General features: G+C 43.9%; 11 protein-coding genes. 4 read left to right on the top strand and 7 right to left on the bottom strand.

From position 1 onward, the window contains the following. Window positions 1-109: 109 nt before the first annotated feature. Window positions 110-2,056 (bottom strand): acetate--CoA ligase, encoded by a 1,947-nt coding sequence (gene acs / locus FTV31_RS06620; RefSeq protein ID WP_180013792.1) that lies wholly within the window; start codon window positions 2,054-2,056, stop codon window positions 110-112. A gap of 261 nt (window positions 2,057-2,317) precedes the next feature. Here acs and FTV31_RS06615 point away from each other — a divergent pair, with 261 nt between their 5' ends. Then, window positions 2,318-2,893, top strand: coding sequence for a DUF805 domain-containing protein (locus tag FTV31_RS06615; RefSeq protein ID WP_180013791.1), 576 nt, complete (start codon window positions 2,318-2,320; stop codon window positions 2,891-2,893). A 107-nt stretch (window positions 2,894-3,000) separates the two neighbouring features. Continuing rightward, entirely contained in the window at window positions 3,001-3,981 is a 981-nt protein-coding gene (locus tag FTV31_RS06610) for a mechanosensitive ion channel family protein (RefSeq protein ID WP_159123798.1), read from the top strand. Here FTV31_RS06610 and FTV31_RS06605 read toward each other — a convergent pair. From FTV31_RS06605 to prfB, 5 genes are all read right to left on the bottom strand, one after another. Then, window positions 3,955-4,668 carry a 16S rRNA (uracil(1498)-N(3))-methyltransferase gene (locus tag FTV31_RS06605; RefSeq protein WP_180013789.1) on the bottom strand — a complete coding sequence of 238 codons (714 nt, stop codon included), beginning with the start codon at window positions 4,666-4,668 and terminating at the stop codon, window positions 3,955-3,957. The two genes, FTV31_RS06610 and FTV31_RS06605, sit on opposite strands and share 27 nt — an antisense overlap. A 276-nt stretch (window positions 4,669-4,944) precedes the next feature. Continuing rightward, window positions 4,945-6,225 carry a 3-deoxy-D-manno-octulosonic acid transferase gene (locus FTV31_RS06600; RefSeq protein WP_180013872.1) on the bottom strand — a complete coding sequence of 427 codons (1,281 nt, stop codon included), beginning with the start codon at window positions 6,223-6,225 and terminating at the stop codon, window positions 4,945-4,947. A gap of 81 nt (window positions 6,226-6,306) precedes the next feature. Continuing rightward, a complete protein-coding gene (locus tag FTV31_RS06595; RefSeq protein ID WP_180013787.1) occupies window positions 6,307-7,392 on the bottom strand; it encodes an alkene reductase in 1,086 nt (361 codons plus the stop codon). A gap of 15 nt (window positions 7,393-7,407) precedes the next feature. Beyond that, window positions 7,408-7,707 carry a helix-turn-helix transcriptional regulator gene (locus FTV31_RS06590; protein WP_121979733.1) on the bottom strand — a complete coding sequence of 100 codons (300 nt, stop codon included), beginning with the start codon at window positions 7,705-7,707 and terminating at the stop codon, window positions 7,408-7,410. Window positions 7,708-7,853: 146 nt separating this feature from the next. Continuing rightward, window positions 7,854-8,949, bottom strand: a protein-coding gene (prfB, locus tag FTV31_RS06585; protein WP_104426741.1) for a peptide chain release factor 2 whose coding sequence is annotated in 2 segments (ribosomal slippage) — window positions 7,854-8,876 and window positions 8,878-8,949 — 1,095 coding nt in all. Because the reading frame shifts where the segments join, the coding sequence is not laid out codon by codon here. Between the two features lie 503 nt (window positions 8,950-9,452). Here prfB and FTV31_RS06580 point away from each other — a divergent pair. Together FTV31_RS06580 and FTV31_RS06575 are read left to right on the top strand one after the other, a co-directional pair. Continuing rightward, window positions 9,453-10,238: a putative porin gene (locus FTV31_RS06580; protein WP_180013785.1), complete on the top strand. Its 786-nt coding sequence runs from the start codon at window positions 9,453-9,455 to the stop codon at window positions 10,236-10,238. Window positions 10,239-10,410: 172 nt separating this feature from the next. Beyond that, a complete protein-coding gene (locus FTV31_RS06575) occupies window positions 10,411-11,211 on the top strand; it encodes a putative porin (RefSeq protein ID WP_180013783.1) in 801 nt (266 codons plus the stop codon). A 59-nt stretch (window positions 11,212-11,270) separates the two neighbouring features. Here FTV31_RS06575 and recJ read toward each other — a convergent pair whose 3' ends face one another. Beyond that, the gene (gene recJ, locus FTV31_RS06570) at window positions 11,271-12,974 is read right to left on the bottom strand and encodes a single-stranded-DNA-specific exonuclease RecJ (protein WP_180013781.1); all 1,704 of its coding nucleotides are present in this window, start codon (window positions 12,972-12,974) and stop codon (window positions 11,271-11,273) included.

The following is a 12,974-nucleotide window of genomic DNA, read 5'->3' as shown; positions in this document are numbered from 1 at the left end:
TGGTTTTAGCTTAGCAGATTACAGCTTGGCACTATATTCGAAAGCATGCAGAGCTTATTCCTGAGACAAAAATACCGGCAAATAATGCCGGTATTTGAACGTCCCAAACTTATGCCTGATTACGCTGCACTTCAGCGATCAAGTGATCCACGACCTGTGGTTCTGCCAGGGTTGAAGTATCACCCAGATTATCCAGTTCATTGGCAGCAATCTTTCTTAAGATCCGGCGCATGATTTTACCTGAACGGGTTTTAGGTAAAGCGGGTGCCCAGTGCAAGGCATCTGGCGTTGCCACTGGTCCTAAAATTTTACGCACCCAAGCCACCAGTTCACCGCGCAACTGTTCAGTACTTTCAGTTCCTGCCTGCAAGGTAACAAAGGCACAAATCCCCTGACCTTTGATGTCATGCGGCATACCGACAACAGCCGCTTCGGCAACCGCTTCATGGGCCACCAGTGCACTTTCAATCTCTGCCGTACCCAGACGATGACCGGAAACATTGAGTACATCATCGACACGACCAGTAATCCAGTAATAGCCATCTTCATCACGACGTGCACCATCACCGGTAAAATAGGTACCTGGATAGGTCGAGAAATAAGCTTCAATAAAGCGATCCGGGTCACCCCAGATGGTGCGCATCTGCCCTGGCCAGGAATCTTTAATTACCAGATTGCCTTCTGCCACCCCTTCAATTTCCTTGCCTTCTGCATCGACAATGGCTGGTTGTATACCAAAGAATGGCCGGGTTGCAGAACCTGGTTTCAGGTCGGTCGCGCCCGGTAAAGGCGTAATCATAAAACCACCGGTTTCGGTTTGCCACCAGGTATCAATCACTGGACAGCGACTTTCTCCGACCACAGAGTAATACCAGTTCCAGGCTTCCGGGTTAATCGGCTCACCGACCGAACCTAAAATTCTCAGGCTGCTGCGATCACTTTCCCGTACATAGGCATCCCCCTCCCGCATCATGGCACGAATGGCTGTCGGTGCCGTATAGAGAATGGTCACATTGTGCTTGTCGACAATATGTCCGGTACGCGCCCAGCTTGGATATTGTGGTACTCCCTCAAACATGACGGTAGTGGTACCATTAGAAAGTGGGCCATACAGTACATAGGAATGCCCGGTAATCCAGCCGACATCGGCAGTACACCAGAACACATCATCCTGTTTGATGTCAAAAACTTCGCGGAAGGTGCAATTCACATAAGTCAGATAACCGCCTGTGGTATGCAGTACGCCCTTAGGTTTTCCGGTTGAACCCGAGGTATATAAAATAAATAGCGGATCTTCTGCATTCATCGGCTCAGGCGGACAGATCTCATTCACGGTCATGATTTCCATGTGATACCAGAGATCACGCCCCTGTTGCATTTCTACCGGATTGCCGGTGCGATGTACAACGATGACATGTTCAACCGATTCGGTGCCAGCAATTTTCAGGGCTTCATCGACATTGGCTTTCAGTGGAATGGCTTTGCCACCACGCATACCCGAATCTGCAGTAATCACCATTTTGGCCTGACTGTCTTCAATCCGGCTGGTCAGAGAATCAGGTGAGAAACCACCAAACACCACACAATGCACTGCACCAATCCGGGCACAAGCCAGCATGGCAATTGCGGCTTCCGAGACCATTGGCATATACAGCACCACCCGGTCGCCTTTTTTAATCCCGTTCTTTTTCAGGACATTGGCGAAACGGCAGGTTTCATCATAAAGCTCATGAAAAGAAATAATCTTGTGACGGGATGGATGATCCCCTTCCCAGATAATCGCCGGTTTATAAGGATGTTCCTTAAGATGGCGATCCAGACAGTTGGCACTGACATTGAGCTGGCCATCTGCAAACCATTCAATTTTAAAATTATCTTTATCAAAACTGGTATTTTTAACCTGGGTAAAAGGCTTGATCCAGTCCAGGCGCTGTGCCTGTTCAGCCCAGAACTGATCCGGTTGTTCAATGGATTGCTGATAACGCTCAAAATACTCTGTATCAGTGGTACGTGCGGTTTTCTTAAATTCTGCTGGTACTGGATAGATTTCTTTCATTGTTCGCTTCCTTGATCTTGTTCTATCTCATCACGAGAGCTTGATGGCATTTTGTTGATTGTTTTTTATGCATAATGGCAGTATGTACTGCATATTTCAAATCCGACAATCATGCTTTCGTCGTAGATTATTTATTCAAATTCAATCAGAATAACTTCGGATAATGCTCAGCTATGGCCAAAGTCAGCTAGATATTGCTATCGTCAAATAAAATGAGTCGCCCACTCTCGCTGTATTTTATACAGGCTTAGGATCTTGCCCATGAATTCAACTGAACCTTCCTATTTCCCTCCTCCTTTTCCTGCAGCAGATCATCCCTTATCGATCAGGGGCCGATTTGGACGTTTGAGTTTTATTGCCTGGTCTGCATTTTTACAGTTTATTTTCTTATGCAGCAGTATTGCGCTAGGTTTAAGTATTGATATTGTGAATATTGCCAGCCTATCGGTAGATTCAAACTGGCAAATTTCTCTGCATGGCCTGTCCAGTCTGATTGCCTTGGCGATCATGCTGATCTACCTGTATTTGGGTATTGTGATTACAGTACGACGTTTACATGATCTGGACCGCAGTGGCTGGTGGATGCTGCTATTCTTCGTGCCTTTGATCAATCTGTTTGTCTGGATTTATATCCTGCTTTTTCCGGGAACAAGAGGCAGCAATCAGTATGGCCCGATACGTACAAGTCCCGTCTGGGAAAAAATTGTGGCCTGGCTGGTAATCATTTTTACCGTACTGAGCCTGTTGGCGACGACTGCGTTATTCTCTTATATGAGTGAAGGTGAGCCTTCAAGAATCCCAAGTGAAGTGAAACAAAAAACGACTGAGTTCTTTTAAGACAATTGTGTCTGTTTTGCATAAATATGTTGTGTATAAACTTCGCTGTTGTTAATTTTTTGCTGTAGTTGAGGCAAAATAAGCGAAATTTAAATTGTGGAGTTTTTGTGGCTGAGCAAGAGAATACTTTAAGCCAGGTAACTGAAGGGACGACTGAGCTCCTGCATCAGGCGACTGAAAAAACTGCCCAAACCGTGATCGAACATACCTCCAAGTACAATGATGCCTATAGCACCATTGACAAGATCATGGAGGGTTTCTGGGAGCGTGTGCCTTATTTCTGTATTGCGCTAACAGTCATTGTCATTTTCTGGTTACTGTCAAAACTGTTTAAGTTTTTTGTCCGTAAGACTTTAGAAAACCGTACTTATACCCGACAGAATCTGGTGCTGGTGCTGAACCGTGTCGGTAGTACCGTGATTGTTTTCTTCGGTGTTTTAATCGGGCTGGTGATTGCGATTCCAGGTTTCACCCCAGGTCAGCTGATGAGTGCGCTTGGGATTGGTTCGGTGGCGATCGGTTTCGCATTTAAGGATATTTTCCAGAACCTGCTCTCAGGTGTACTAATTTTGCTGGGTGAACCTTTCAAGATTGGCGATGACATTATCGTGAATGGTCTGGAGGGTACCGTAGAAGATATCCAGATTCGTGCAACCTTTTTACGCTCGCCAGATGGTCGTCGTATCGTAATTCCAAATGCTACGGTCTATACCAGTGCAGTCACAGTGAATACTGCTTATACCCGTCGCCGCTGTGAATTTTCGGTCGGGATCGGTTATGAAGATGATATCCAGAAAGCCAAGGATATTATTACTGCAATTCTGGATAAAGATCCGACCATCCTGAGTCAACCTGCATTTAGCGTCAATGTGATTGCACTGGCAGACTTCTCGATTACTCTCAAAGCCTTATGGTGGGTCAATACCACTGAAACAGGCATAGGCACCTCAATCAGTGCAGTTCAGGAACGGGTGATTCAAGCCTTTGCTGAACATAATATTTCGATTCCATATCCGGTGCAGGAAGTGAAAGTCTATCGTGGCGATGGCCATGAGGATGCTTCAGCTCGCGCTAAACAGTCGACCTAAAATATACGAAATTGCCGTTTCAGTACGGAGAATACGGTTGCCAAGGCTCACTGCCTGGCAGCCGTTTTTTATGAGCAAATCAACTTCGTAAGGAATAAAACCACCTTCGGGGCCAATGACAATCGTGCAAGGATGCTGAAGTGCATATGGCATCGGCTGTTCCGCATAAGGATGTGCAACAAAGGCTGGACAGTCTGCTGTAATGAGTCCCGGCAAGATATCTTCAACAAAAGGTTTAAAGCGTTTATATAGCTCAATTTTCGGAGCAACCGTATCTCCTGCCTGTTCTAGCCCGAGATCGATATAATGATTCAGCTGCTGCAAAAATGGTGTCTGCCAATAGCTTTTATCTACCCGATAGCTATGCAGTAAAATGATCTTTTCTACCCCCATGGTCACAGCATCCATGATCAGACGGCGCAAAACTTTAGGGCGTGGTAAAGCCACAATCAAGGTAACAGGTAGTTTTGCAGGAACTGCTTCTTCTTGAATCGACTTCAATAAAACTGCTTTTTCAGAAATTTCGACAACTTCAGTTAGATACCGTTTCCCTTCCCGAATCCCGACTTTCAACGTATCGCCAACCTGAACCTCCAGGTGCTGTTGCAAATGTTCCAGCTGCCGCTTTGACGTAATTGACCACAGTTCAGATTCAGTTTGGCGGGGATCAAGCAGGACGATATTCATAAAAAATTAACTCAACAAATCCATCACGGGATACGCGGAAACGTCATCCACAACTGTCCGAGGCAGGACTCTTTTTGCCTGATATAGGTTCTGCGATATCTTTGCAAAAAGATGGTATATGACGATTTTTGTGGATGACAAATGGTTTTGTTACTTTTGCCGAAACAAAAGTAAAAGAAAGAAGAGCGCTAGCATTAAATCTATAAAGATAAGGCTTAGTTTTAACCTTATACAATCAATCCATGAAAATCAGCTTCTTCACAAATCAGAATATAATCAAAGATATTGATCAATCACCTGAATATGCCTTTCAAGTGAACCCTGATTTTGCTGCATAATCTTTTGTGCAGCAGTATTCAAGCTTTCAGCTTTAGCTGAATTATTCAGAATTTCTAGCAAATTCTCAGCAGCCTGTTTAGCATTCTGCACGACTTCTACCGCATGCGCCTGAGCAAACTCATCCACAATCGTCTGAAAGTTAAAATAATTTTTACCCAGAATTGTCGGGACATTCAGCGCAATCGGCTCCAGAATATTATGTCCACCACCCGGTTCATTCAGAGAACCACCGACATAACAGGCTTGGCTCAAGGCATACCAGAGCCACATCTCGCCCATGGAATCTGCAAGATAAACCTGAGTATCTACTTCAATGCGCTGTCCCAGACTACGGCGTTGGGTTCTTAAACCTGAGGACTGTGCAGCTTGGAACACCTCATCAAAACGTTCCGGATGGCGTGGCACCACGATACAAACCAATGCTGGATTTGCATCTAACGCAGCTTTAAGCTCAGCCATCAATTGCTGCTCTTCTGGGGCATGTGTACTGGCGAGAGTGATAATTTTCCGACTTTGTAGAGACCATTCCTGTTTTAATTGAGCAGCATGATCAATAAATTGCTGCGGTGCCGTGATATCAAACTTAATATTGCCTAAGACCTGAGTTTTTTCTAAAGCTATACCTAGGTCAATATAACGCTGCTGGGTTGCTGTATCCTGAGCCAAAAGGCCGGTTAAATTCTTAAGCATGCCACGAGTTAGGACTTTGACTTTACCATAGCCTTTGGCTGATTTTTCAGAAAGACGGGCATTCAGTAACAGACATGGCACATTAAAAGCAGGTGCCTGGTCAATCAGATTTGGCCAGAGCTCGGTCTCCATCAATAACAGCAATTTAGGCTGATATTTTTGATAAAAATCACGAATCAGGGTTTTCTGGTCAGCTGGCAAATATACAGCCTGGAATAAGTCTAAATAAGGTTCTTTTAAGAAGAGAGATTTGGCACGTGCCTGCCCGGTCTTGGTGGTATTGGTCACTAGAACCGGATGCCCAAGTTTTAAATAATGTTCAATTAAAGGTTGAGCGGCATTGGTTTCCCCTACGGATACCACATGAAACCAGATCGTCTGCAGATTTTTAGGGGACTGGAAAGGACCAAAACGTTCCAACAGTTCTTGTTCTAATTGTTCCGGACTGGTTGCACGTTTACGTATACGGGATTGATAAAGCGGTTTCGCTAGCGCCAAGGCTGCGTTATACCAGAATGGAGTAGCCACATTGCGCCCCAAAACAGATTCAATCGGCAAAATATAACAGAGCCACATCGACATGTTAATCGATGTGGCTCTTATTTCGAATTATTCTATGGTGCTTAATACTTTAACTTCTGCCAAAGTTGGATAATCAATATAACCTTCAGCCACCTGACTGCCGATCATATTTTCCATTTTCAGTTCATTAAGCGGTGCATTATCAAGCAGACGTTCGTATAGATCAGGATTTGCAATGTAGGCTTTACCAAATGCGACTGCATCTGCCTTTTCAGCTGCCAACAGCTCAATCGCATCTTCACGACTCAGTTGCATATTGGCAATATAAGGTACTCCACCTGAACGCTCTTTCATATATTCGGAAATACTGTCTTCAGCCAGATATTCACGGGTAAAGAAGAAGGCAATCTTGCGCTTGCCCAGCTGCTCCATGGCATAGCCAAATGTTTCACGTGGATCATTATCACCCATGTCATGGTCATCACCACGCGGAGCAAAATGCACCCCTACACGATCCGCACCCCATACTTCAATCAGTGCATCAGTTGCCTCTAGCAGGAAACGTGTACGGTTTTCGACTGAACCGCCGTATTCATCTTCACGCTGATTGGTTTTGCTTTGCAAGAACTGGTCAATCAAATAACCATTGGCAGCATGTAATTCAACACCATCAAACCCGGCTTCTTTAGCACGAATCGCGGCTTGCTTGTATTGCTCGGTAATCGCGTGAATTTCAGAAACTTCTAAAGGACGTGGCGTAACGTATGGACGCTTTGGACGTAACAAGCTGACATGACCCGCCTGTTGTACTGCACTTGCAGAGACTGGTGTTTCACCATTTAACAGATCCGGATGCGATACACGACCAACATGCCAAAGCTGGGCAACGATTAAACCGCCCTTCTCATGAACCGCTTGAGTGACCTTTTTCCAGCCTTCGACCTGAGCATCGGTAAACAATCCTGGAGTATTTAAATAGCCATTGGCTTCTTCAGAAATCACTGTAGCTTCAGAAATGATCAGGCCAGCACTTGCACGTTGCGCATAGTATTCAACCATCATTGGGGTTGGAACGCGATCAGCCGTTGCGCGGCTACGGGTCAGCGGCGCCATGATGACACGGTTTTTAAGCTCTAACGCACCAAGCGTTAAAGGAGAATTTAATTCAGCCATCGTTACTCCCACCTGTTAAAGGTGTTGTTGTAGGTGTTCGATAAATTGCTGAATCAAAGTTTCATTGCGGGAGAAATATGACCACTGTCCATGCTTGGTCGCAGTGATCAGACCGGCCTGCTGTAACACCGACAGGTGATTGGACATGGTGGACTGGGAAACCTGGCCTAAACGTTCAATTTGACCTGCGCAGACCCCACGTTGAAAGCCACCACACTCTTCCGCAGACAGATATTGCTCTGGAGATTTTAACCACTCCAGAATTTGTCGACGGGTCGGATTGGCTAAGGCTTTAAAAATTAGATCAAGGTCCATAGGCACATCACAATCAGTGGCGCAACGAAACTTCATTCAGCATCTGCGACCATTATATCGTATTTTTTCGATTTATATATCGAATAATTTAGATATAAGAGTCACAGTCTGTTAAAGCTTTGTTACACCAGCTTTTAAACGGTTTCTTACAGGCCCTGTTTCAGGCTTGCTTCGATAAATTTGTCCAGATCACCGTCCAGAACTGCGCCAGTATTGGAATTTTCCACCCCTGTACGCAAATCCTTGATACGTGAATCATCCAGGACATAAGAACGGATCTGGCTACCCCAGCCGATATCAGACTTGGAATCTTCCAATGCCTGTGCAGCTTCATTACGTTTATTCATCTCCAGCTCATACAGCTTGGCACGCAACTGTTTCCAGGCATGGTCACGGTTGGCATGTTGTGAACGCTGGTTCTGACATGCCACCACAATACCGGTTGGAATGTGAGTTAAACGCACCGCTGAGTCAGTTTTGTTAATGTGCTGACCACCCGCGCCTGATGCACGGTAAGTATCGGTACGGACATCTGAAGGATTGATTTCAATTTCGATATTGTCATCCACTTCAGGTGAGACAAACACGGCAGAGAATGACGTATGACGACGGTTGCCCGAGTCAAATGGTGATTTACGCACTAAACGGTGTACACCAGATTCGGTACGCAACCAGCCATAGGCATACTCACCTTCGACACGAATCGTCGCAGATTTAATCCCGGCGACATCACCGTCAGATTCTTCCATCAGTTCAGCTTTAAAACCATGACGTTCAATCCAGCGCATGTACATACGTAGTAGCATAGACGCCCAGTCCTGTGCTTCAGTACCGCCGGAACCTGCCTGAATTTCCACATAGCAAGGGTTTGGATCCATCGGGTTGCTGAACATACGACGGAACTCAAGCTTCGCCAGTTCTTCTTCAGCCGCATTCAGCTCAGCCTGCACATCTTCCAGCATGGCCTCTTCATCTGCTTCAACCGCAAGGTCGAGCATCGCTTGAGCATCTTCGAGCTGGGTGGTTAAGCCGTCCAGTACATTAAGTACATTTTCAAGCTCGCCTTTTTCTTTGGCCATGGCCTGAGCACGACTCTGGTCATTCCAGATCGCCGGGTCTTCTAATTCACGCAGGACTTCTTCTAAACGCTCTTTTTTCAGATCGTAGTCAAAGATACCCCCGTAGTGTTTGACCACGTTCGTTTAAGTCTTTTAATTGGTTTAGATACGGATTAATTTCCACGTGAATTACTCTCAATCAAAATTAGGTATAAATTCTTAGGTCAATATTATATCACAGTCTATTTCACCAATTTATAGCGATAAATCCATCTTTAAAGCTAAGCAAGAAAATGTCACTAGCACATTTTTTAATTACAAAATTTGTCAGCCCGATAAAATAGCTAAATATTATTTTTAATACTTTCTCATTCTATTCTTAAATATATTTCGCTGTATTTTTATACTCAGTTTTTGATTCATTTTAAAACCCTAAAACCCCTACAAAATAAGATAAAAAATAGCATTTTCAATACATTCCACAATATCTACACACTTTTAATAAAACAAAACATTTCATTTTTAGTTTTTAAATTCAACTAGTTATTAAATGAAAATTACATAATATTACCTTACTCACAATGTAGTAACTTTCCTTTGATTGACGATTATTGGAATTGGTCTAGACTTAAAGTTGTAACAAAAAGTGTATTAATTTTAGCCATATTTTCAGAGGGGAGTATCCGCATGAAAAAACTAGCAATCGCTTCAGCATTACTTTCAGCCGTAGCTCTTACAGGTACAGCAGCTCATGCTTATCAAGTAGAAGTGGGTGCATCTGCAGGCCTAACAGACCCGGATAATGGCAGCTCAAGCGGCTCTTTTGGTGTTGATGGCACATACTACTTTAATCCAGTTGAAACACGTAATGCACCATTAGCCGAAGCAGCCTTCCTTGATCGTGCAAGTAATGTGAAAGCTCAATATCAATATGATGATTACGACTCTTCAGAACGTCACCGTTATGGTGTAGGTGCTGAATACTTCGTACCAAACTCAGATTTTTATTTGAGTGGTAGCGTAGGTCGTGATGATTCTAAATACGACAATGTACCTGATTTTGACGAAACCGTTTATAGTGCCGAAGTCGGTTATTTACCTGCACCAGGCCTGTTAATTGCAGCAGGTGTGAAAGGTTATGACAATGACTATGATGACGGTGTAGATCCAACTTTACGTGCTAAATATGTGACTACTTTAAGTAATGGTAAAGACATTAACCTTGAAGCTGGCGCTGCCTTTGGCGACCTGGATGAGTACAACTTAAAAGCTGACTACTTCATCGACAAAACTTTAAGTGTTGGTGCTGATTATCAAAGCAAAGATAATGGCCCATATGACTCAAATGAATTTGGTGTAAGTGCACGTAAATTCTTTAATGAACAAGTGAGCTTAGAAGGCCGTGTAGGTTTTGGTGAAATTGGTAACCAAGACTACAACAAATTTGGTCTAGCTGCGAAATACCGCTTCTAATCCAAACTAAGAAATTTCATTATAAAAAACCCATCTTCGGATGGGTTTTTTATTGCACTTTAAACAAGCATTTAGGTAGTTTTTGCACATTGACGGGGCGATTATTATCTGTACAATTTGTTACAACTGTTAATAAAACAGCCATATTTTATAACAAAGAGAGAAAATCTAAATGTTTAAGAAACTTGCTCTTGCTACAGCACTTCTTGCTAGCCTAGGAACTGCACATGCTTACCAAGCTGAAGTTAATGTCGGCTATGAAAATACAGATTTCGATAATCTTGGTGACCTTGATACATTTTTCATCAATGGAAAATACTATTTAAATGCAGTTCAAGTTAAGAACTCTCCACTTGCAGAAGCAGCTTTCCTCAATAAGGCGAGCAATATTGGTTTAGGTTATGCAAATGCGAGCGGTGATGGAGACGAAGATATCGATGTATTTGGTGTAAGTGGTGAATTTTACATTCCAAACACCCAATTTTACGTAAGTGGTACTCTGAATCAAACTGACTTTGCTGGCGACGATAATACAGGTTATGCATTAGAAGTGGGCTATCTTCCAGTAAATGGTTTATTATTGGCAGTAGGTGCAGCAAATGAAAGTATTGATCCTGTTCAGGTAGCAAATTACGGTTTTACGACTAATTTCTTTAATGCTGTTACTGTAGGTGATGATACGGCATTATCTCTACGTGCTAAGTACGTGACTCAAATTGGCAACCATTTTGCGAATTTTGAAGGTTTAAGTTATTTTGGTGATGAAACAACTTATCACCTAGGTGCTGATCTTTATATTGATCCAACTTTAAGTGTTGGCGTATCAATCGCTGATTCTACAGAAGATGATGCAGACACAATATTTGGTTTACGTGCTCAAAAATTCTTTACGCCAACGATTGCTGCTGGTTTAAATTACACTACAACTGACGGTATTGATTCTTTTGGTATCAACGGTACATTCCGCTTCTAATCTCTAAGATTAAAAGTCAAAAAAACCGCTCAATTGGGCGGTTTTTTTATTTGAATAATTTATTGTTCCAGATGAGCAATTCGCATTTGCAGGCTAACATTGCCATTAAAGACATTTTTATCCAGTTCATAGACCAGACGAACATGCTGCTTCATCGGATCAAACTTGTATTTATCGATGGCACTAAAAGCAATCGCATCCACAACCTGTCCATTCTCTAAGGCAACACGTAATTTCAGATGTACATCCTTGAGCCAGCGGTAATCCAGAATCTTAAAGATGCCTTCAAAAATCGGTTGAGGAAACTTTTGTCCCCATGGACTTAAGTTTTGCAGTAAATCGACCGTTTCAATTTGGAAAGCTGATGCCGGTAGTTCCCCATCAGTCCACAGCGTAGCGGTAAATAGGCTTTCATCCATCTCTGCAATCAGCTGTTCAAAGACCTGTTTAAATTCAGCAAAATGCTGCTTTTTAATGGTTAATCCCGCTGCGGCCGCGTGCCCACCAAAATGGCTAACCAGATGCGGATACTGCTCTGCTATCCGTTCAATGCTATCCCGGATATGAATCCCTTCAATGGAACGTGCTGAACCTTTGATATGAATCCCATCTTCATCTGCTGCGAAAACAATACTTGGACGATGAAACTGTTCTTTCAAACGCCCTGCTACAATCCCGATCACGCCCTGATGCCAATGCTGTTCAAACATGATCAGCGCGGCTGGCAAAGTATTCTCATCCAGCTGGATTTTTTCCAGTTCAGCCAAAGCTTCCTGCTTGATTTTGCCTTCTACCTGACGGCGTTCGACATTGAGCTGATTCAGCTGTTCTGCGAGTGGATAAGCGGTTGCCAGATCCGGAGCGAGCAAACACTCAATCCCGATATCCATGGTTTCCATACGACCCGCTGCATTAATACGTGGACCAAGTACAAAACCCAGATCCTGCGCTTTGAGCGTGGCAGCATCACGACCAGCAATTTCCAGCAAGGCACTGATGCCAGGACGACAAAGATGCTGCTGAATCCGTTTTAAGCCGGCATCCACCAGAATACGGTTGTTATAGTCCAGACTTGCAACATCTGCATAAGTGCCTAAAGCCACTAGATCCAGATAATTGGTAATAACCGTTGAAGATTTACCGAGCTTTTTACGATGAGTCGATAGATTTGCCAGAACATAAAAAGCTACCCCTACACCCGCTAAGGCCTTACTTGGAAAATCACAGCCCAGCTGATTGGGATTGACCACAGCTTCTGCTGCAGGGGTAGGCTTGGTGGTTAAGTGGTGATCGGTAATAATCACCTGCATACCATGATCCTGCGCCTGCTTCACGCCTTCATGACTGGAAATCCCATTATCCACCGTGATTAAGAGATCCGGCGTAAAATTAGCAAAAGCCAGATCCGCAATCGCAGGTGTCAGGCCATAACCATACTTAAACCGGTCAGGAACCAGATATTCGACATGAGCACCCATATCTCGCAGAGCGAGTACCATTAGTGTGGTACTGGTCGCCCCATCAGCATCATAGTCACCGACAATTACGATTTTCTGGCCAGTATCTATAGCCTGATCAATCAACTGGATCGCTTCCGGTAAGCCTTTCATGGTCGGAGCCAGCAGATGCTTGAGTTTAAGTTCCAGCTCCTGTTCAGATTCCACGCCACGGCGTGCCAAAATTTCGGCTACGAATGAAGGCACGCCCTGAAAAGATTCAGGGCGTGTCAGTAAAGGTCTTTGCTTGATTTCAAGTTTAGGCAT

This window comes from Acinetobacter sp. YH16031 (genome assembly GCF_013417335.1).
In the GTDB taxonomy this organism is placed as follows: Bacteria; Pseudomonadota; Gammaproteobacteria; order Pseudomonadales; family Moraxellaceae; genus Acinetobacter.
This window is presented reverse-complemented; position numbering and strand designations above follow the sequence as displayed.